Source organism: Paenibacillus sp. RUD330, from assembly GCF_002243345.2.
Taxonomy (GTDB): Bacteria; Bacillota; Bacilli; order Paenibacillales; family Paenibacillaceae; genus Paenibacillus_O.
Map to the genome: position 1 here is coordinate 647,733 of NZ_CP022655.2, position 18,512 is coordinate 666,244.

The 18,512-nt window shown below is 48.8% G+C and carries 22 protein-coding genes; 19 read left to right on the forward strand and 3 right to left on the reverse strand.

Annotation, left to right across the window (positions count from 1 at the left end; genetic code table 11):
* The first annotated feature begins 41 nt into the window (after positions 1 to 41).
* The 15 genes from CIC07_RS02850 (at position 42) to CIC07_RS25300 (ending at position 12,267) form a co-directional block, all read left to right on the forward strand.
* Positions 42 to 392 (forward strand): metal-sensitive transcriptional regulator, encoded by a 351-nt coding sequence (locus CIC07_RS02850; RefSeq protein ID WP_076360091.1) that lies wholly within the window; start codon positions 42 to 44, stop codon positions 390 to 392.
* A 134-nt stretch (positions 393 to 526) separates the two neighbouring features.
* Positions 527 to 835: a metal-sensing transcriptional repressor gene (locus CIC07_RS02855; RefSeq protein ID WP_076360093.1), complete on the forward strand. Its 309-nt coding sequence runs from the start codon at positions 527 to 529 to the stop codon at positions 833 to 835.
* A 13-nt stretch (positions 836 to 848) separates the two neighbouring features.
* Positions 849 to 1,049 (forward strand): copper ion binding protein, encoded by a 201-nt coding sequence (locus CIC07_RS02860; RefSeq protein ID WP_076360095.1) that lies wholly within the window; start codon positions 849 to 851, stop codon positions 1,047 to 1,049.
* A gap of 32 nt (positions 1,050 to 1,081) precedes the next feature.
* Positions 1,082 to 3,535, forward strand: coding sequence for a heavy metal translocating P-type ATPase (locus CIC07_RS02865; protein ID WP_076360097.1), 2,454 nt, complete (start codon positions 1,082 to 1,084; stop codon positions 3,533 to 3,535).
* A 22-nt stretch (positions 3,536 to 3,557) separates the two neighbouring features.
* A complete protein-coding gene (locus CIC07_RS02870) occupies positions 3,558 to 4,475 on the forward strand; it encodes a DUF8832 domain-containing protein (protein ID WP_076360099.1) in 918 nt (305 codons plus the stop codon).
* 24 nt (positions 4,476 to 4,499) lie between these two features.
* Positions 4,500 to 5,120 carry an NAD(P)/FAD-dependent oxidoreductase gene (locus tag CIC07_RS02875; protein WP_094248324.1) on the forward strand — a complete coding sequence of 207 codons (621 nt, stop codon included), beginning with the start codon at positions 4,500 to 4,502 and terminating at the stop codon, positions 5,118 to 5,120.
* 14 nt (positions 5,121 to 5,134) lie between these two features.
* Complete coding sequence (locus CIC07_RS02880) at positions 5,135 to 5,392, forward strand: glutaredoxin family protein (RefSeq protein WP_076360103.1); 258 nt, start codon at positions 5,135 to 5,137, stop codon at positions 5,390 to 5,392.
* 70 nt (positions 5,393 to 5,462) lie between these two features.
* Complete coding sequence (locus tag CIC07_RS02885; RefSeq protein ID WP_076360105.1) at positions 5,463 to 6,317, forward strand: class I SAM-dependent methyltransferase; 855 nt, start codon at positions 5,463 to 5,465, stop codon at positions 6,315 to 6,317.
* A gap of 40 nt (positions 6,318 to 6,357) precedes the next feature.
* Positions 6,358 to 7,029: a TVP38/TMEM64 family protein gene (locus CIC07_RS02890; RefSeq protein WP_076360107.1), complete on the forward strand. Its 672-nt coding sequence runs from the start codon at positions 6,358 to 6,360 to the stop codon at positions 7,027 to 7,029.
* Positions 7,030 to 7,148: 119 nt separating this feature from the next.
* Positions 7,149 to 7,841, forward strand: coding sequence for a response regulator transcription factor (locus CIC07_RS02895; RefSeq protein WP_076360109.1), 693 nt, complete (start codon positions 7,149 to 7,151; stop codon positions 7,839 to 7,841).
* Positions 7,838 to 8,908, forward strand: coding sequence for a sensor histidine kinase (locus tag CIC07_RS02900; RefSeq protein ID WP_076360111.1), 1,071 nt, complete (start codon positions 7,838 to 7,840; stop codon positions 8,906 to 8,908). The genes CIC07_RS02895 and CIC07_RS02900 overlap by 4 nt, the downstream gene beginning before the upstream one ends.
* Positions 8,909 to 9,033: 125 nt before the next feature.
* Positions 9,034 to 9,945 carry a F510_1955 family glycosylhydrolase gene (locus tag CIC07_RS02905; protein ID WP_121234950.1) on the forward strand — a complete coding sequence of 304 codons (912 nt, stop codon included), beginning with the start codon at positions 9,034 to 9,036 and terminating at the stop codon, positions 9,943 to 9,945.
* Positions 9,946 to 9,958: 13 nt separating this feature from the next.
* Positions 9,959 to 11,269, forward strand: a complete 1,311-nt coding sequence (locus tag CIC07_RS02910) for a cell wall-binding repeat-containing protein (protein ID WP_121234951.1) — start codon at positions 9,959 to 9,961, stop codon at positions 11,267 to 11,269.
* A 244-nt stretch (positions 11,270 to 11,513) separates the two neighbouring features.
* Entirely contained in the window at positions 11,514 to 11,843 is a 330-nt protein-coding gene (locus tag CIC07_RS02915) for a four-helix bundle copper-binding protein (RefSeq protein WP_076360115.1), read from the forward strand.
* The gene (locus CIC07_RS25300) at positions 11,767 to 12,267 is read left to right on the forward strand and encodes an SHOCT domain-containing protein (protein WP_234993119.1); all 501 of its coding nucleotides are present in this window, start codon (positions 11,767 to 11,769) and stop codon (positions 12,265 to 12,267) included. The genes CIC07_RS02915 and CIC07_RS25300 overlap by 77 nt, the downstream gene beginning before the upstream one ends.
* Before the next feature lie 272 nt (positions 12,268 to 12,539).
* Here CIC07_RS25300 and CIC07_RS02925 read toward each other — a convergent pair whose 3' ends face one another.
* The 3 genes from CIC07_RS02925 to CIC07_RS02935 form a co-directional block, all read right to left on the reverse strand.
* Complete coding sequence (locus CIC07_RS02925; RefSeq protein ID WP_076360119.1) at positions 12,540 to 13,013, reverse strand: putative iron-sulfur cluster-binding metallochaperone; 474 nt, start codon at positions 13,011 to 13,013, stop codon at positions 12,540 to 12,542.
* Positions 13,014 to 13,077: 64 nt separating this feature from the next.
* Entirely contained in the window at positions 13,078 to 15,216 is a 2,139-nt protein-coding gene (locus CIC07_RS02930) for a heavy metal translocating P-type ATPase (RefSeq protein WP_076360121.1), read from the reverse strand.
* A complete protein-coding gene (locus tag CIC07_RS02935) occupies positions 15,206 to 15,577 on the reverse strand; it encodes an ArsR/SmtB family transcription factor (RefSeq protein ID WP_076360179.1) in 372 nt (123 codons plus the stop codon). The genes CIC07_RS02930 and CIC07_RS02935 overlap by 11 nt, the downstream gene beginning before the upstream one ends.
* Positions 15,578 to 15,852: 275 nt before the next feature.
* Between CIC07_RS02935 and CIC07_RS02940 the strand changes: the two genes are divergently transcribed.
* Genes CIC07_RS02940 through arsC form a run of 4 tightly spaced genes read left to right on the forward strand, consistent with a single transcriptional unit; the run spans position 15,853 to position 18,506 of the window.
* Positions 15,853 to 16,284, forward strand: a complete 432-nt coding sequence (locus CIC07_RS02940; RefSeq protein ID WP_076360123.1) for an arsenate reductase ArsC — start codon at positions 15,853 to 15,855, stop codon at positions 16,282 to 16,284.
* 14 nt (positions 16,285 to 16,298) lie between these two features.
* Positions 16,299 to 16,622, forward strand: coding sequence for an ArsR/SmtB family transcription factor (locus CIC07_RS02945; RefSeq protein WP_076360125.1), 324 nt, complete (start codon positions 16,299 to 16,301; stop codon positions 16,620 to 16,622).
* A 15-nt stretch (positions 16,623 to 16,637) separates the two neighbouring features.
* Positions 16,638 to 18,050 carry an arsenic transporter gene (locus tag CIC07_RS02950; protein ID WP_076360127.1) on the forward strand — a complete coding sequence of 471 codons (1,413 nt, stop codon included), beginning with the start codon at positions 16,638 to 16,640 and terminating at the stop codon, positions 18,048 to 18,050.
* Positions 18,051 to 18,080: 30 nt separating this feature from the next.
* Positions 18,081 to 18,506, forward strand: a complete 426-nt coding sequence (gene arsC, locus CIC07_RS02955; RefSeq protein ID WP_076360129.1) for an arsenate reductase (thioredoxin) — start codon at positions 18,081 to 18,083, stop codon at positions 18,504 to 18,506.
* Positions 18,507 to 18,512: the final 6 nt, after the last annotated feature.

Here is an 18,512-nt window from a genome sequence, read left to right on the forward strand (position 1 = left end):
GGTGAGGGGTATGCTATAATGAGAAGAAAGGAGGGATTCCGATGAGCGAAGAAACGATATTCGTGGAACAACCGATCGAGCAAGATCCGGACTGCTGCTCTCATGGAGAAGGTGAGCGCAAGAGCCATCATTCCGATAAAGCCAAGAGTGGTCTGCTCAACCGATTGAATCGAATCGAGGGACAGGTTCGCGGCATTAAAGGAATGATTGAGAAAGATATTTATTGTGACGATGTGTTGAATCAGATCGCTTCGGTGCAAGCTTCTTTGAACGGTGTCGGGAAGCTGCTGCTTGAATATCATATGAAAAGTTGTGTCATCGAACGGATTCAAGAAGGGGATACGGAGGTATTAACGGAGCTGATGACGACCATCAATAAACTAATGAAATAAAAGTCAGACCGCTTCAAAGCAGCAGCGATGCTGCTTTTTATATCCCCCTCAACATAGGGTACAGGGGTATTGTAAAAAGTCGTTGACTTAATATACGGTAGAGGGGTATACTACAAATAAGGAGATCGTTGGAAATGACCACGAAGGAATCCAAGGCATCGCCTCAAACAGAGAGCTACTTAAACGCGAAAGAGAAATTGGCTATTGCACTCCGACTGAATCGAATTGAAGGTCAGGTTCGGGGCGTACAGCGGCAAGTGGAACGAAACGACAATTGCGATCAAGTGCTTCATCAAATAGCAGCCGTTCACAATGCCCTTCATGGGGTAGGGAAGCTGGTTTTGCTTCATCGATTGAAATCGTACATGAAGAGCAAGACCCAGCTGAATGAAGAAGCGATCGTAGACGGAATGCTAGAGAGCATGAACAAATTAATCCGATAAGGAGAGAATGAACATGACAAATCAAACGTTGCAAGTCGAAGGTATGAGCTGCCAGCATTGCGTAATCTCCATTGAAGGCGCGCTAAAAGAAATCGGAGCAGCCGGTAAAGTGAACCTGGCAAGTGGTACGGTGGATGTCTCATACGAGGAGAACCGGGTTTCCATCGAGGCCATTAAAGAAACGATTGAGGAGCAAGGATACGACGTCGTTTAATCAACCTTAGACGAGATAAGGAGCGAACACCAATGGCAACAGCAATCGCAACCAATCAAAATAGTCAAACGACCTTGCAGCTCACAGGCATGACGTGTGCCGCCTGTGCGAATAAGATCGAGAAGGGTCTTGGCAAACTCGAAGGCGTGGCAAGCGCGAACGTAAACTTCGCTTTGGAAAAGGCGAGCGTAACGTATGACCCGGCGAAGGTGGATGTCCAGCGGTTGGAAGAAACCATCAAAAAACTCGGCTACGGCACGGTAAAAGAAGTCGTCGATTTCAAACTGGAAGGCATGACCTGCGCGGCTTGCGCGAATAAGATCGAGAAAGGCCTTGGCAAATTGCCCGGCGTCACGAACGCTTCCGTTAACTTCGCGATGGAAACCGCACGGGTCGAATACAACGCGGCCGATGTATCTATCGCCGATATGCAGCAACGCGTAGAAAAGCTAGGCTATAAAGCAATACCGAAGCAAGACGAAGCCAATCCTTCGGAGCATCGCGAGAAAGCCATTTCAGAGCAAAAGCGCAAACTGCTGATCTCCGCCGTTCTTTCGTTGCCGTTGCTCTGGTCCATGGTCAGCCACTTTTCGTTCTTATCCTGGATCTGGATGCCGGAACTCTTCATGAATCCGTGGTTTCAATTGGCGCTCGCTACACCAGTTCAATTTTACATTGGCAAACAGTTCTATGTGGGCGCGTTCAAAGCGTTGCGGAATAAGAGTGCCAATATGGACGTACTCGTCTCGCTCGGAACGTCGGCTGCGTATTTCTACAGCTTATACTTAACCATTGAATGGGCCTCAATGGGCAGCATGGCGCATCACGGTCCATCGATGTACTACGAAACGAGCGCGGTCCTGATCACTCTCGTTATTCTCGGGAAGCTGTTCGAATCGCTGGCTAAAGGCCGTACATCCGAAGCGATCAAGACGCTGATGGGCCTTCAGGCGAAAACGGCTCTCGTTGTTCGGGACGGGCAGGAAATGACGATTCCGGTCGAAGACGTACTTGTCGGCGATATCGTAGTGGTAAAACCGGGGGAGAAGATTCCGGTGGATGGGGAAGTGCTGGAAGGAAGTTCGTCGGTCGATGAATCGATGCTAACCGGCGAAAGCATCCCGGTCGAGAAAAAAGCCGGAGACAGCGTGATCGGTGCTACCGTCAACAAAAACGGCAGATTGAGATTGAAAGCGACCAAAGTCGGCAAGGAAACCGCGCTTGCCCAAATCATTAAGGTCGTGGAAGAAGCGCAAGGCTCGAAAGCGCCGATTCAACGGGTAGCGGATGTCATTTCCGGAATCTTCGTGCCGATCGTCGTAGGGATTGCGGTTGCCGCATTTCTGGTTTGGTACTTTTGGGTGACACCCGGCGATTTCGCAAATGCGCTGGAGAAAGGGATTGCGATCCTGGTCATCGCCTGCCCTTGCGCGCTGGGGCTCGCTACACCGACATCGATTATGGCGGGCTCCGGCCGCGCCGCGGAGCTTGGCGTGCTGTTCAAAGGCGGCGAGCATCTGGAATCCACGCACAAAATCAATGCGATCATTCTCGACAAAACCGGCACTGTAACGAAGGGGAAACCGGAACTTACGGATGTTGCCGCCGCTCATATGGATGAACATGCTTTTCTTCGCTTGGTTGGCGCTGCCGAGAAGGATTCCGAGCATCCGCTTGCGGAAGCGATCGTTGCCGGAATCCGGGCTAAAGGCATTGAGCTGCCGACAACGGAACAGTTCGAGGCGATACCAGGGTTTGGTATCCGTGCTGTCGTCGAAGGCAAGGAGGTTCTGGCCGGTACGCGCAAGCTGATGGCGAAATATGACGTTTCGGTGGAACAGGCGCTTGATCGGATGACGCAGCTTGAAGAAGATGGGAAAACGGCGATGCTGATCGCGGTTGACGGAGCGTATGCGGGTCTCGTCGCGGTGGCCGATACGATTAAAGAAACGTCGAAAGAGGCTGTAACGCGGCTGAAAGAAATGGGCATAGAGGTGATCATGATCACCGGTGACAACGAACGTACCGCACGGGCGATTGCGGGGCAAGTCGGCATCGATCATGTTCGCGCCGAAGTGCTTCCGGAAGGCAAAGCGGAAGAAGTGAAGAAGCTGCAAGCGCAGGGCAAGAAAGTGGCGATGGTCGGCGACGGTATCAATGACGCCCCCGCGCTGGCGATGGCAGATATCGGCATGGCGATCGGTACCGGTACGGACGTGGCCATGGAGGCCGCCGACGTCACCCTGATGCGCGGCGATCTGACGAGCATTCCGGATGCGATCTACATGAGCCGGAAGACGATGAGTAACATCCGCCAAAACCTCTTCTGGGCGCTCGGCTACAACACCCTCGGCATTCCGATTGCCGCGATTGGACTGCTGGCCCCTTGGGTTGCGGGCGCGGCGATGGCGCTCAGTTCGGTGTCCGTCGTCCTTAACGCTTTGCGGCTACAGCGTGTAAAAGTGCGCTCTGCATCGAACTTGTAATGAAGTGGAGTTGATATAAAGCATGAAGAAGAAAATCATCCTTGTCGCTGCGACGGTGCTTGCGTTAAGCGTATTGGCCGCATGCGGCAATGCAGGGGACAAGAAACCCGCAGGCGGAAATAACCATGCCGGTCATGGGGAAAGCAGTGGGCAAGAGAACGCCGAAAAGCCCGCAGGCGAGAAGGAGGCGGAAGAGATGGATCACGGAGGCGGCCACGGCGGCCATGGTGCAAATGCGAATCCTATGGCGGAGAATCTTCAAGCATCATTTGCCTTCCCCGCAGGCGTCGCAAAAGCAAATGAAGAAACGGAATTGACCATTCAAGTGAAGGATAAGGGCGGGAAACCAGTCAATAAATATGATGTCAATCACGAGAAGCTGCTTCATCTCATTATCGTCAATCACGATTTGTCGTTCTTTAACCACATTCACCCGGAGTTTAAGGGAGGCGGCACTTTTACGGTGAATACGTCGTTCCCGGCGGGCGGCGAGTACAAGGTGTTTGCGGATTTTATTCCGACTGACGGGGCCAATACAACGCTCAGCGAGTGGGTAAAGGTGGAAGGCAAAGAAGGCAAGCATGCCGCGATTGCAGCTGACGCAAATCTTGTGAAAGAAGTCGATGGCAAGGAAATTGAGCTCTCTATGAGCGCCGCCAAACCGAAAGAAGACGTGACGTTGACCTTCAACATTCGCGACGCGAAGACGAAGAAGGGGATCAATAATCTGCAGCCTTATTTGGGCGCGGTCGGCCATGTCGTGATTCTTTCGGAAGACGCGAATCAGTATCTTCATGTTCATCCGATCGATGAGAAAGCAACCGGGCCGGATGCGAAATTCGCGACTTCTTTTCCGCAAAGCGGCACGTTCAAAATTTGGGGACAATTTCAGCACAATGGCGAGGTGTTCACCGTACCGTTCGTCGTCAATGTGAAATAACGGAAGATCAAAGGGAGAATGACCATGGGAGAAAAGACGAAACTGGCGGTATCGCCTGCGATTCAAGTCGGGGGAAGCCTATTTACGCCGGATCAACTTGCCAAGATCGGTACGGTTGCCGGTTCGGACGCCAAAATTGAAATGACCTCCTTCAAGCAGCTTTACGTGGAAGTGCCTCTTGATAAGCGAGAAGCCATCCAGGAAGAACTGGAGCGTGCGGGCTTGGAAGTGTATCCAGCCGGGTTTGCGACCAAGAGCCTGATCGCCTGCAACTTCTGCAAAGGCGCGGAAGAAGCCGGTCTGGAGACGGCTCGCATCTTGAATCGGGCGATCGCTGGCATCGCGACGCCCACGCCGCTGAAGATTGGCTACGCAGGCTGTGCGCTGGGCACAAGTGAGCCGCTGCTGAAAGATATCGCTGTCGTCAAAATGAGGGATACGTTCGATATTTACGTTGGAGGAGAACCTAAAGGCATCAAAGCTGCGACGGGACGGCTGCTTGTCTCCGGCATAACCGAGGAACGACTTGTTCCTGTTGTATCTACGCTTATTGATTTCTACAAGCAACAAGCAAAAGGAAAAGAGAAGTTTAGCAAATTCGTGGATCGGATCACGATGGAGCAATTGAAACAAATCGTCGCGTAAAGGAGCGAACTGCCATGCCGAAAATCGATCCGAAAGAACCAATCAAAATTTACTCGATCCCGACCTGCAGCGACTGCCACTTTGCCAAGCGTTATTTCAATGAGCATCAAGTTCCCTATGTTGACTACAATTGCGAAGAAAATATCGAATATGCGAAAGAAGTTCTGGAGCTGACAGGAAAGCAGGTCGTACCGACCATCGTCATCCGGGATAAGGTGTTTGTCGGTTTTGCAGAGAACTTGAATGAAATAAGCAAACTCCTTGTAGGCTAAGAACTGATAGAAGTCTCGCGCAATTGCCTTCAACCGAACGTTCGGAGCATTCATAAGGGGAGGGGCTATCATGGCGTCCGATCAAAATGAAGAAACATCAAAATCATGGGAAACCGCAGAGCAAGTAGCGGCTTGGAATCGAAGCAGAGCTGATCGAGAAAGGCTTCTTGGGGAAGCAACAGAGCTTATGCTGCGGGAAGCTGGCGTTAGGGAAGGAACGCAGCTTCTGGACATAGCGGCGGGGACGGGGGACCAGACGTTCAAGGCCGCCCGGATGATCGGTCCGGCGGGAAATGTTGTGGCTACCGATATCTCGGCAACCATGCTCCAGGTCCTTGCCGAGATCGCGAAACAAGAGTCGCTCACTAATATTCAAACGCATGTCATGGATGCCCAACATGTAGATTTGCCGACAGACATCTTTGATGCGGCTATATCCCGTCACGGTTTGATGTTTGTTCCGCAGCTGGAGCAAGCCTTAACGGGTATCCGAGAGGTGTTGAAGACGGGCGGTAAATTCGCGGCACTCGTATGGTCGAGTCCGGATAAGAACCCGACCTTGTCCCTGCCGATGACTATCATTTCACGATATGCAGGCATCCCCATTATGGAAGGCGGCAAAAAACCAGGCGTGTTCTCACTTGGTAACCCCGACTTACTGGCAGAAGCCTTTCAGAGAGTGGGCTTCCGGGATGTAACGGTACAGGCTGTCACGCATATTCACCGCTATGCTTCGGCTGTGGAGTTTAGCCGTCGTGGGCGAGAAGACGTATCCGCCGGTCCGCTGGGTGAGATCATTAAACGGCTCAGTGAGGAAGAACGCAAGCAGATGCATATGGAAATAATTCGTACGCTGCAGACATTCGAAGGGCCGGCAGGATTTGAAGGGCCTTCGGAATCGCTCCTAGTTGTGGGGATCAAATAAATGGGCTTGCGCAGCTTTCCTTTGGAGAACGGAATGGATAATGATTAAAAAAGGATTGGTTATTCTTCTTTATGGGGCCGTGATTGCCGCCGTCATGATCTTCAAGGAATCTCTGCTTTCATGGCTCTCTCTTGGAGGCGTGGAGCGTCTTCCTTGGATGATCGGGGCTGCCATCCTTCTTGCGATGATTCCGGTCGTTCCTTTTGGGATTGTAGCCGGAATCATCGGGGCCGCGTATGGGCCGGTCTGGGGCAGTTTGATCAATGTGGCCAGTTCAACCGCTGCGGCAGCCTTGACCTTTTGGGCGGTTCGGTTGATTTTTCAGGAACGAGGCCGTCAGCTCATGTCTTTGGTGAAAGGAACAGAACGGTTTATCTTCCTACTGGAGCGTAATGCGTTCTTTGCGGTCATATTGGCTCGCCTGCTACCATTTGTCCCCGCGGTAATCGTCAATATCGGTGCGTCTCTCTTCCGAATGTCCTTTGGAAGTTTTATTATGGCCACTGCGGTCGGGAAAGTACCGGTTATGATTGTATTTGCCGTCATGGGGAGTCAGTTGGATTCAAACTGGCCCGTTATGCTACGGACGCTGTTCATTTACATGTTCTTTCTGGTGGTTGTATACGCAGGCTATCGAGGATGGCTTCGCTGGATGGAACCCCTTTATAAAAAAGAGCCCGCTGATGAATACTATAGAGGAAAAGGGGACTGATTCGGGGCTGATTCGGGTCGCCCTTTTGTTGTTTCTGCATGGCGTCTTTGCATCTACATCAGTTCTACATAAGTCATGGGTAAAGTGATACATAGAGGCGTTATTCGCGGAGGATGGTCATGAAAACGATATTGGTTGTCGATGATGAATCGAAAATTCGGGATGTGGTTATATCCTACTTGAAAAAAGACGGTTTTCAGACCGTTGAAGCCGAAACGGGCAGCGAGGCCATTCGGCGCGTGCAAAACGAATCGATTGATTTCGTCATCCTGGACCTTATGCTTCCGGATATGGAGGGCGAGCAAGTTTGCCAAGCGATTCGTCAAATCCATTCTGTTCCGATTTTGATGCTTACCGCCAAGATTTCCGAGAACAATCGGATTAAGGGGTTATCCATGGGGGCCGATGATTACTTGATCAAGCCCTTTGACCCACGCGAAGTAGTGGCGCGGGTTCGGGCGATCCTTCGGCGTACGGACGAGTATCATTTGCTTGCGGATCGCCTGGCCTTTAATCAAGGGGAACTTATCATTGATTCGTTAAAGCAGCAAGTATTCCGTGACGGCCAACCGGTGAGCCTGACCCCGAATGAATATAAGCTGCTGCTTGTCCTGGCCAAGCATCCGCAGCGTCACTTTTCACGAGACGAGCTTGTGGAACGTGTGCTTGGCTATGATTTTGACGGTGATAGCCGAACGATCGATCAGCATGTAAAAAATATCCGGCAAAAAATAGAGGGCGACCCCAAGTCCCCCAAATATATTGTGACGGTGTATGGAACCGGCTATCGGTTTGCAGGAGGAACAACATGAATAAGCGTCTGCATACCCGTTTGGCTCTGATTATTATCGGGATTGCTGCTGGCATTGTCCTGATTTCAACCATTAGCGTCATTTTGACGACACACTATCATTTCTCCTTGTATCAAGCTCAAGCCGGTATGACGCACGAATTACCCGAACTGAATTATCATTTGGAACAAGCGTTGATGCAAACGATTATCTGGACGTGTTTAGTTGCGATTGTACTTGCCGTATTTCTCGGTTTTTATGTGGCCAAACGAATTTCGGCTCCTCTCGTGCATATGACGCGAGTCGCGGAACGCATGACGGACGGGGAATGGAGTACGAGAGTGGACATTCAAGGGAAAGATGAGCTTGCAGACTTGGGCGCATCGCTAAATACACTGGCGAAGCAGCTGCAGCAGCATGAGCAACTGCGCGTCACGATGACCGAAGACATCGCGCATGAGCTAAGAACCCCTTTGGCTACGCTCAAAAGCCATATGCGCGCTCTGGAAGACGGGATTTGGGAGCCTACGCCGGAGCGTATCCATTCCTGCTACGAAGAAATCGAACGATTGACGCAGCTAGTGGCTGAGTTGGAAGACCTGACGCATGTGGAGTCGCCCGGTTTTCAATTGAAACGAAAAGAAGAATCATTGGCGGCCATCATCGAGAGAGGCGAAGAACTGGTTGCTGCTGCCTATCGTGAAAAAAACGTTCATCTACGGTGTTCCGTAAGTCCTCATATTCATGTTTTTGTCGATCATGATCGCATGATTCAGGTGCTTGTGAATCTGCTTAGCAACGCGCTGAAATTTACTCCTGAATACGGAGAAGTGCGAATTGAGGGGAGTGAAGACAGCGGACATGTTTGGATCCGAGTTCAAGACACGGGAACGGGAATCCCACAGGAGGACTTGCCCTATGTGTTCGAGCGATTTTACCGGGCGGATAAGTCCCGCAATCGGAAGACCGGGGGCAGCGGCCTGGGGTTAACCATCGTCAAGGAGTTGGTTGCAGCCCTCGGCGGAGAAATTTCGGCCGAGAACCGGGAAGGTGCCGCCTTTACAATCCGGCTTCCCAAAAGACAGTAGAGCGCTCTACATCGAATCTTCAAAAGTATCGATTACACTGTATATGACTTGCATTTTAATGAATGGTTTGGACATACATGGGGACACTGGATTCAGGTCTCTTTTTAGACATGGAGGTAATTTTTTTGAAAAAGATAACGATGCTTGCACTAGCTGCAGTACTCTTGATTGGGACCACGGCATGCTCGACAAAGGCAGAGCAAGGGCCGAATTCCATTGCGAATACCACTTTTATGCACCTACATGGCCTTGGTTACTCCGCAGACGGAAAACGGCTTTTCATTCCCGTTCACAACGGACTACAGGTATATGCAGACGGTTCATGGAGTGAAGGTCCGGGGGAGAAGCACGATTATATGGGGTTCACCACGGTCGATGACGGATTTTACAGCAGCGGCCATCCAGCACCGGGCTCGAAGTATAAAAATCCATTAGGCCTTGTGAAAAGCTCGAATGACGGAAAGACCATCTCGGTTCTTGCTCTTGAGGGAGAGGTCGATCTACACGGTATGACAGCCGGATATCGTTCGCATACGCTATACGTGGCGAACCCGGAACCTAACTCCAAAATGAAACAGGCAGGGCTGTTTTATAGCAAGGATGAAGGGAAAACCTGGACAAACAATCCTGCAACCGGCCTCCAAGGGCAGATGACAGCAATCGCAGCTCACTCTTCTGATGCATCGATCGCTGCTGTCGGCACGACAACAGGCGCCTATCTAACGAGGGATTACGGTCAAAGGTTTACCCCATTGGTTCCGGAACAACCGGTTTCGGCCCTGACTTTCACGGATTCCGGTGTACTTGCAGCTACCTCCGGCCCTAATGCTTCACTGCTTGAAATCAATATAGAGAGCAAACAATCGCTGGCGATTCAGACGCCAAGCAAGGATACGATCACCTATGTTGTCCAGAATCCGGCGAACCCGAAAGAGCTGGCCATCGCAACGGAACCAAAAGATGTCTATCTTTCTACCGATCGCGGCGCTACATGGATACAAATTGCAGAGAAAGGCAAAACTATCAACCGAAAATAGGAGGTTTTTAAGCATGAAAAAAGGCTTGAAAGTTGGTATCATTTCGGCGGCTACAGCATTGGCCCTGACCGGATGCTTTAACAAATCCAATTCTTCCACTCCACACGATATGAACAACATGGGCCAGCAAACCGGTTCGGAACAAAGCCCGACTAGTGCGGTATCTATGCCGTGGATTGCCTCAAAAAACACGACGCGCATCAACACAAGTGACCCAGCGGAAGCTGCTGTGCTTGTTTCGAAAACGCTGTGGATGGCAACCAGTGATGCGAACCGTCCCGGAGGCATAATTCTGGCGAACCCGAAAGATTGGCAAACGACTCTCGTTAGTGCAGATTTGATTCATCACCCGAATAATGGTCCAGTTCTGTTTGTCAATAAAGATAATGTACCGGATGTAACGCTTAACGAATTGAAAAGACTAAAACCGATAGGGACGGAAACGAATAAAGGAACCCAGGTTATATTGGTCGGGGATCTTGATCCCAAGGTAGAGGAACAGGTAAAAGCGCTTGGCTACAAGACGGACAAGATTGCAGGGGGCAACCCGGCGGCCGTAGCCAAAGCCGTAGATGCTTATTATACCGCTGTCGCGAAGGAAAATCCGCCTTCGGTCATCATTGGTTCTATGGACAGCGAAGAATATACGATGCCAGCGGTGAATTGGATTGCTCATATGCCGGAGCCGCTGCTTTATGTTAAAAAGGATGAGGTTCCGCAAGAAACCGTGGATGCTTTGAAGACAAGGGGCGGAAAAGCCAATATTTATTTGCTCGGGCCAGAATCGATTATTTCGGCCAAAGTTCAAGAACAATTGGGTCAGTTCGGGAAAGTGGTTCGTATTGCGGGCAACGATCCATATGCGAATGCCGTTGCCTTCGCGAAGTATAAAGATTCGGCAACCGGTTTTGGCTGGGGAATCACAACACCGGGACATAACTTTTCGTTCGTCAATAAAGATTCCGCAGCCTTGGCACTTGCGGCGGCCCCATTCTCGCATTTAGGCAAACATGCACCGCTTCTCTGGACGGACAAAGACAAGCTGCCGGATACGGTGATGACCTATGTCATGTCGGTTCAACCGAAATATAAAAAGGAACCAACGGAAGGGCCATACAATCATGCTTGGTTAACGGGTAGTGAGGATTCGTTGACAGCCGCGGCACAAGGGGAGATCGATTCTATGCTGGAGATCGTATCGGAGACCGGAGAAGGTCACGGCGGCCATGGCGGCGGCAATACGAAGACGGAACCATCGCCTAAACCAAGTGAGGGTACAACCGAGGGAGGCAATATGTCGAATATGCCGGGCATGAAGCATTGATGATGCAGCCGATCGCAAGTTCCTAAACGAAAGCAGGTGTCCAACGATGATGGGGATGATGGGCAATTATGGATGGCCATGGGTCATGATGCTGTTTTGTGCGTTATTCATGGCCGCCATCATAGGTGTTGCCGTTTATATAGCGGTAAGACTGGCTTTAAGAAAAACCCGTTTGTAGTGTATCAAATCAGCTCGTTTGGGTAAAACATAACAAGTACATCATTTGGAATGGAGGGTAAAACCCATGTCACACGAGCAATTTCAACATTGCATTGATGAGTGCATAAAGTGTATGCTTGCATGTAATCACTGTTACGACGCTTGCTTGAATGAAGAGCACCTAGCGATGATGAAAGAATGTATCCGGCTAGACCGGGAGTGCGCCGACCTTTGTGCTTTTGCTGCGCAAGCGATGTCTCATAACACTTCCTATGCGAAGGAGCTTTGCCGGATTTGCGCCGACGTTTGCGAAGCATGCGGGACTGAGTGCAAAAAGCATGAAGAAGAGCACTGTCAGCGTTGTGCCGACGCCTGTTTTTCTTGTGCAAAAGCTTGCCGGGCTATGGCGAGCTAGCTGCAATGACAGCCTATCTCCAGAGTTCTGGGAGATGGGCTGTTTTTATCGATGGGTAGGCTTCGGCTGTTGGAGACAGTTGAAGCCTACTTTTGATGAATCAAAGAGGGGGGACTTGTATCCCGGTGCTATTCTATGCATTTGGACGATTGTAACAGTACACAAAAGAGAGGTGTTCACAATGATGGATGGCATGATGATGGATCCTTCGATGATGGTCATGATGTGCATTATGATGTACATCGGGGCGATCATTTTTATACTGATTGTTGGAGCAACCGTTTACGTTGTTGCTCGATTACTGATGATGAAGAGCCGTGTTGTAGATCGTCCCTTGATGATGCTGAAAGAACGATACGTCAGAGGCGAAATTAATGATGATGAGTATTTACGAATGAGAAAAGTCAACAATGACGTGAAATAAGGAGTACCTACCTTTTCGTGGATGAAATGTTGTATCTAATCGTCCTTATCGTTTGGGTTTGCTGGAGCATTTGCGCTATGGAGATATTTCAAAACGAGGAGAAACAAAATGAACAGAAAAGCCGCGAATAGGTGCCCTTTAGCGCATCTCGATAAGAGGCGCTTTTGCTGTTGTTTTGTAACTTTTGTAGCAACGGCTGCTCCATTTAGCAAATTTAAGTAGTAGGGGTAGTATCAGCGGAGCTGAACCACCCCCAAAATAGATGAGAATAATTATATTTCTTCCACTTTTCGTTCGTTCAAACTTCGTAAATACGCGGTAACGTTGCCCAAGCAACAGGCCCCTTGAGGGTTGTTTACTTCGCAGCCACAGCGATTCGACTGGACGTGCTCTTTAATATGTTCGATAGGCTGCAGATTATCGCTATATGCTTGAAAAAGGCGATCTCTGGTCCAATTAAAGCAATAGCAAACTGGCACATGCATGCTGGAGTTTTTTTGGAAGACGGGTACTTTCAGGGCGTCCTCTTTAAATGTTTGCAAATGAGTACCACTGAAATAAACGGTATTACATGAAGAGTTTGGACAGAAAAAATAAGTGTTATCTGGCTCGATGGTTTCCAAAGAAGAAGCTATAAGCAAAGACTTTAGTGTAATGATAGATAAACCTTTACCGTTCTCACCGCAGGAAGGACATCTGCCGGTTTTGGCTGTTTCCCTGTTGTTGGATGATGCGCAACAATCCATGTATAATGCACTCCTTAGCCGGTTTTTTGACTTGACCGAAAAAAAACGATCCTTTTCACTTCTTTCATGCTTTGGTCATTTTACCCGGATTTCTCTTAACCTTTAACAGACGAAGGCTATTTAACGTAACAATAAGCGTAGCCCCCATGTCAGCAAAAATAGCCAACCATAACGTCAACCATCCAGGGACAATTAAAGCCAAGGCGACAAGTTTAATCCCGAGAGAGAACGTGATGTTTTGCTTTATTATCGCAAGGGTTTTCCGGCTTAAACGAATGGTATAGGGCAGTTTGCTTAAATCGTCAGCCATCAGCGCAATGTCGGCGGTTTCGAGGGCAGTATCCGTACCAGCCCCGCCCATAGCGATACCAACCGTTGAAGCTGCAAGCGCGGGCGCGTCGTTTACGCCGTCGCCAATCATTGCGACATTGCCATAGTCTTTACGAAGCTGCTTGATGTAGTCTAATTTATCTTGCGGCATGAGGTCGGCTTTAACGTCTGTAACATTTAATCGCCGCCCGATTGCTTCGGCGGTTGCTTGATTATCACCCGTAAGCATAATCGTTTTCTTGATGCCAATTTCGTGTAATTGCTTAATAACGTCTTTACTGGAATCGCGCACTTCATCGGCTACGGCTATTAAGGCAAGAACTTGTTGTTCCGTTCCCAAGACCATAACCGTTTTCCCTTGTTTTTGTAGAGCTTCGATACGTTGATTCGTTTCAACTTTCATATCGGAGTGAAGTTCTGCAAAGAGTTTCGGACTACCGACGTAATACAATTCCCCGTTTACCTTTGCTTTAACGCCTTTCCCGGTTATGGATTGGAAATCCTCAACGGCTAGTGATAAGTCGGCTCCGAGGTATTCTGCTTTACGAACAATCGCGGAAGCAAGTGGGTGTTGAGAACCTTTTTCGATAACTGCCGCGATAGCAAGCAATTCTTTTTCGTCTTTCGTTCCGAAAGTATCGACATTTGTTACTTCCGGGAATCCCTTCGTCAGCGTACCCGTTTTATCGAATGCAATTGCGGCAAGGCGCCCAGCTTCTTCAAGATGAATGCCGCCTTTGATAAGGACGCCATTTTTCGCCGCGTTTCCGATAGCAGTAACAATCGAAACAGGTGTCGAAATGACCAATGCGCAAGGACAGCCGACGACAAGTAACGCTAATCCCCGATATACCCAATCGCCCCAATCAGCGCCGACGAACAGAGGGGGCACAACGGCAATACCTAATGCCAAAATCATAATCGCTGGCGTATAGTATTTCGCAAATCGGTCAACGAACGCTTGCGAAGGTGCACGTTCGGCTTGTGCTTCTTCAACCAGGTTAATAATTTTGGAAATGGTTGTATCCTCGACGTGCTTCGTTACTTTGACTTCAAGCAATCCTTCTTCGTTTAATGTGCCTGCGAAAACTTCATCATCAATTGTTTTCGTTACGGGAACCGATTCGCCGGTTATCGCGGCTTGATTAATGGTTGATGTCCCTTTAATAACCACGCCATCCATTGCAAGTTTTTGACCTGGCTTTACAATCATGACGTCGCCAACCTGTATATCCTCAACACTTACCGCAATTTCTTCGGAACCGCGTCGAATTAGAGCTTCCTTCGGTGCAATATCCATCAGGGAACGAATGGATTGACGCGCTTTCTCCATAGAGTAACGTTCCAAAACTTCACTAATTGCAAACAGGATAACAACCGTCGCGCCTTCGCCCCATTTGCCGATCGCCGCGGCACCGATGATGGCCACCGTCATAAGGGTGTTCATATCGAGCTGAAGCCGGAAGAGATTCTTAATCCCTTTTTTGAATAGATCGTAACCACCAATGAGAATAGAAGCTGCAAAAATGACTGCGGATAAGATACTTCCCTCACCTAGAAAATAACCTGCCGCAAGCAATACGGCAGAAACCAATACGTTCCAATGCTCTTGCCAAAATGGCTTTTTCTTTTCAATCGTCCGTTGTTTTTCAGGTGTAACTTTCAGGCTTTCAAAAGCTCCAGCCTTTTCTAAATCCTCTACTGTGGTACTTCCATAAACGGTAATCTTGGATGCTCCAAAATTGACTTGTGCATCTTTAACGCCAGGCAAACCTTTTACATTTTTCTCGAAAATGCCTGCGCAATTCGTACAGGTAAAGCCTTGAATTCTGTAGACGTTTTTATCTTCGGTGTTTTCAATTTTATTTTCCATTGGTGATCAACTCCCGCGAATGAGTAGAAGCTAGCTGTACCAATTGACGAACATGGTCGTCTTCTAGCGAGTAAAAAACTAATTTACCATCCTTGCGGTATTTGGCTAGGCCAAGCTGCTTTAAGTTGCGAAGATGATGTGAAGCTGTTGCCAATGAAGAACCGATGATGTTAGCCACATCGCAAACACATAGTTCATCTTCTTCGCAAAGGGCAAAAGCGATTTTCATTCTTGTTTCGTCAGCTAAAACCTTAAACATTTTTATCATGCCTTGAATATTTTGTCCTTCAAGTGCATGTTGTACCTTTCGGACTTTAGGTTCGTCATAACAATAAATTTCACATGAGTCTTTTTCTTTCATACCGTTCATATTCTCACCCCTACAATCAAACGATTATTTGATTGTTATCATACAACAAACTTTTCGATTATTCAAATGTATATTTGATTATCTCTCAAGCGTATCTAAAATATTCACCGAAAATTTTTTTGGCCCGGAAATAATAATCGGCAGCTCACTCACGGTAGCGGCTTTTTTTTCAACGTTGATACTGCGTTAACAATTGGCGTATATGATCATATATAAATAAGCAAATAATTATATAGCTATTTACAGCGGGTAGGGAGTGTGGGAGAATGAAACGGGATGTCAATCGGATTTATTTCCTTTGCGGGCAAAATCGGTGCCGAAGTCAGATGGCTGAAGCTTTTGCCAAGTTTTATGGCGGGGATCATGTGGTGGTGGAGAGCGCCGGATTAAATCCATCCGATGAATTGCATCCTTACACCATTGAAGCCATGCGCGAGGTAGGCATCGATCTTTCCCAGCATGTTTGCAAAAAAATTGATATGAAGATGTTTCTATCGTCGAATGCTATCGTCAAGCTGTGCGAACAAGTTGTGGAGCGGTGTCCCATCGTGCCGTTCAAGATCATGAACGTTGAGTGGAACATCACTGATCCGCTGGGCGAAGACGGCGGCAGCCTGGAAGACGTGAAGAGAGCGCGTGACGAGATTCGGGAGAAAGTGATCGGGTTGCTAAAAGGGATGAACATTCCCGTCGCTTAAAAGGAGTGAAGCAGTTGAGCAAACTAGAAGAAGTAGCGGATGCCTTGAAGCTATTGGGGGATCGGAACAGGCTCACCATCGTAGCCTTGCTACAGGTGAAGGAACTGTGCGTGTGCGAGATTGTGGACATTTTGAAAACAAGCCAGCCCAATATTAGTCAGCATATGCGCAAGCTGCGGGACGGGGGCTTGGTCAAAGAGTCGCGCAGGGGGCAATGGGTGTATTATTCGCTCTGCCTGGAAGACAAGTCTTATATTTTGGATATTCTAAAGGAAGTTCCTTCGCAAGCGGCGCTGATTGAGCCTGCCGTTTGCGAAACTAATGATTGCTGTACGTAGTTCAGGAGGACGCATATGGTTTATGTAGCGATTTTCATTTTCTTGGTAACGTTGCTTTTCGTCATCTGGCAACCGAAAGGATTAAATATCGGCTGGTCGGCAAGTGCCGGAGCGATCCTTGCTTTATTATTTGGCGTGGTCAGCTTCGCGGACGTCGGCACCGTAACCGGCATCGTGTGGAATGCCACTTTGGCGTTTGTGGCTATTATTTTAATCTCACTGGTGCTGGATGAAATTGGATTTTTTGAGTGGGCTGCGTTGCATATGGCGCGGCTGGCACGCGGAAACGGTCTACTCATGTTTGTATTTATCATCCTGCTGGGATCGGCGGTTGCCGCGCTGTTTGCCAACGATGGTGGGGCCTTGATTATTACACCGATTGTGCTTGCCATGGTCCGGGCACTTAAGTTTGATGAAAAGATGATACTGCCGTTTATTATGGCCAGTGGGTTCATTGCGGATACGGCTTCCTTGCCGCTTGTCGTCAGCAACTTGGTGAACATCGTATCTGCGGATTATTTCAACATCGGTTTTGCCGAATACGCAAGCCGCATGATTGTTCCGAATTTCTTTTCCGTCCTTGCGAGTCTCATTGTACTGTATCTGTATTTCCGGAAAAGCATCCCGAACAGCTACAATCTCAAGCAACTGAAAAAGCCGAAGGAAGCCATCAAGGATATGCGGCTGTTTAAGTTATCTTGGGTCATTTTAGCCGCGCTGCTTGTTGCTTATTTCATTAGCGAATTTTTCTCGATCCCTGTATCCATTATTGCCGGGGTTGCAGCGATTGCCTTTTTATTCGCGGCGAGAAAAAGCCCTGCGATTCATACCTGGAAACTGGTAAAAGGCGCTCCCTGGGCTGTCGTGATCTTCTCTATCGGCATGTATGTGGTCGTTTATGGCTTGCGCAATGCCGGACTTACGGATGCACTAGGCAACGTCATTCAAGCGGTCGCAGACAAAGGGTTATTTGTGGCTACCGTAGGTATGGGCTTTATTGCAGCCATCCTGTCGTCCATTATGAACAACATGCCCACGGTCATGATTGATGCGCTGGCCATCCAAGGCACACAAACCGATGGCTTCATTCGTGAGGCGCTAATCTATGCGAATGTGATCGGTTCCGACTTAGGGCCGAAAATTACGCCAATCGGCTCCCTGGCCACGCTGCTTTGGCTGCATGTCCTATCCACAAAAAACGTGAAAATCAGATGGGGCTATTATTTTAAAGTCGGCATTCTATTAACCGTTCCCACGTTGTTCATTACGCTCACCGGTCTTTATGTATGGCTTTATCTTCTCCAGACGTTTCAGGTGAATGTATGGTTATGTATTGCGGTGATTGTAGTCGTCCTTGTAGTGGTTGCAATGATCATGAAGTCTTTGATGGGAAGTAAACAAGCGAAAAAAGTTCATCAAGGCGATTAACGAATTGAAATCAAAAGGAGATTGTTCACCATGGAGAAAAAACCGCTCATTTATTTTTTGTGCACCGGAAATTCTTGCAGAAGCCAAATCGCGGACGGGTTTTTAAACGCGCTAGGCGGCGACAAATATGAAGTCAAAAGCGCAGGTCTTGAAGCACACGGACTGAATCCGCGTGCGGTGCAAGTCATGCGAGAAGCTGGCGTAGATATTAGCAAAAACACCTCCGATGTGATCGATCCGGACATTTTGAATCGCGCCGATTATGTCATTACCCTGTGCGGCCATGCCGACGAGCATTGCCCTGTGATCTCCAACAAGAACGTTACGAAATGGCATTGGGGTTTTGATGATCCGGCAAAAGCAACCGGAACGGAAGACGAAATCATGAACCAGTTCCGCAGTGTTCGCGATTCGATTAAGAGCCGCATTGAACAGTTCGTCAAAGAAGGGAAATGAGGTGGC

Bases quoted from the DNA above. Each gene is read 5' to 3' on its own strand.
- CIC07_RS02875 (WP_094248324.1), top strand. From the start codon at position 4,500: ATGGGAGAAAAGACGAAACTGGCGGTATCGCCTGCGATTCAAGTCGGG.
- CIC07_RS02950 (WP_076360127.1), top strand. From the start codon at position 16,638: ATGGTTTATGTAGCGATTTTCATTTTCTTGGTAACGTTGCTTTTCGTC.
- CIC07_RS02935 (WP_076360179.1), bottom strand. From the start codon at position 15,577: ATGAAAGAAAAAGACTCATGTGAAATTTATTGTTATGACGAACCTAAA.
- CIC07_RS02940 (WP_076360123.1), top strand. From the start codon at position 15,853: ATGAAACGGGATGTCAATCGGATTTATTTCCTTTGCGGGCAAAATCGG.
- CIC07_RS25300 (WP_234993119.1), top strand. From the start codon at position 11,767: ATGAAGAAGAGCACTGTCAGCGTTGTGCCGACGCCTGTTTTTCTTGTG.
- CIC07_RS02885 (WP_076360105.1), top strand. From the start codon at position 5,463: ATGGCGTCCGATCAAAATGAAGAAACATCAAAATCATGGGAAACCGCA.
- CIC07_RS02860 (WP_076360095.1), top strand. From the start codon at position 849: ATGACAAATCAAACGTTGCAAGTCGAAGGTATGAGCTGCCAGCATTGC.
- CIC07_RS02930 (WP_076360121.1), bottom strand. From the start codon at position 15,216: ATGGAAAATAAAATTGAAAACACCGAAGATAAAAACGTCTACAGAATT.
- CIC07_RS02900 (WP_076360111.1), top strand. From the start codon at position 7,838: ATGAATAAGCGTCTGCATACCCGTTTGGCTCTGATTATTATCGGGATT.
- CIC07_RS02855 (WP_076360093.1), top strand. From the start codon at position 527: ATGACCACGAAGGAATCCAAGGCATCGCCTCAAACAGAGAGCTACTTA.
- CIC07_RS02925 (WP_076360119.1), bottom strand. From the start codon at position 13,013: ATGGATTGTTGCGCATCATCCAACAACAGGGAAACAGCCAAAACCGGC.
- CIC07_RS02895 (WP_076360109.1), top strand. From the start codon at position 7,149: ATGAAAACGATATTGGTTGTCGATGATGAATCGAAAATTCGGGATGTG.
- CIC07_RS02850 (WP_076360091.1), top strand. From the start codon at position 42: ATGAGCGAAGAAACGATATTCGTGGAACAACCGATCGAGCAAGATCCG.
- CIC07_RS02870 (WP_076360099.1), top strand. From the start codon at position 3,558: ATGAAGAAGAAAATCATCCTTGTCGCTGCGACGGTGCTTGCGTTAAGC.
- arsC (WP_076360129.1), top strand. From the start codon at position 18,081: ATGGAGAAAAAACCGCTCATTTATTTTTTGTGCACCGGAAATTCTTGC.
- CIC07_RS02915 (WP_076360115.1), top strand. From the start codon at position 11,514: ATGTCACACGAGCAATTTCAACATTGCATTGATGAGTGCATAAAGTGT.
- CIC07_RS02910 (WP_121234951.1), top strand. From the start codon at position 9,959: ATGAAAAAAGGCTTGAAAGTTGGTATCATTTCGGCGGCTACAGCATTG.
- CIC07_RS02880 (WP_076360103.1), top strand. From the start codon at position 5,135: ATGCCGAAAATCGATCCGAAAGAACCAATCAAAATTTACTCGATCCCG.
- CIC07_RS02890 (WP_076360107.1), top strand. From the start codon at position 6,358: ATGATTAAAAAAGGATTGGTTATTCTTCTTTATGGGGCCGTGATTGCC.
- CIC07_RS02865 (WP_076360097.1), top strand. From the start codon at position 1,082: ATGGCAACAGCAATCGCAACCAATCAAAATAGTCAAACGACCTTGCAG.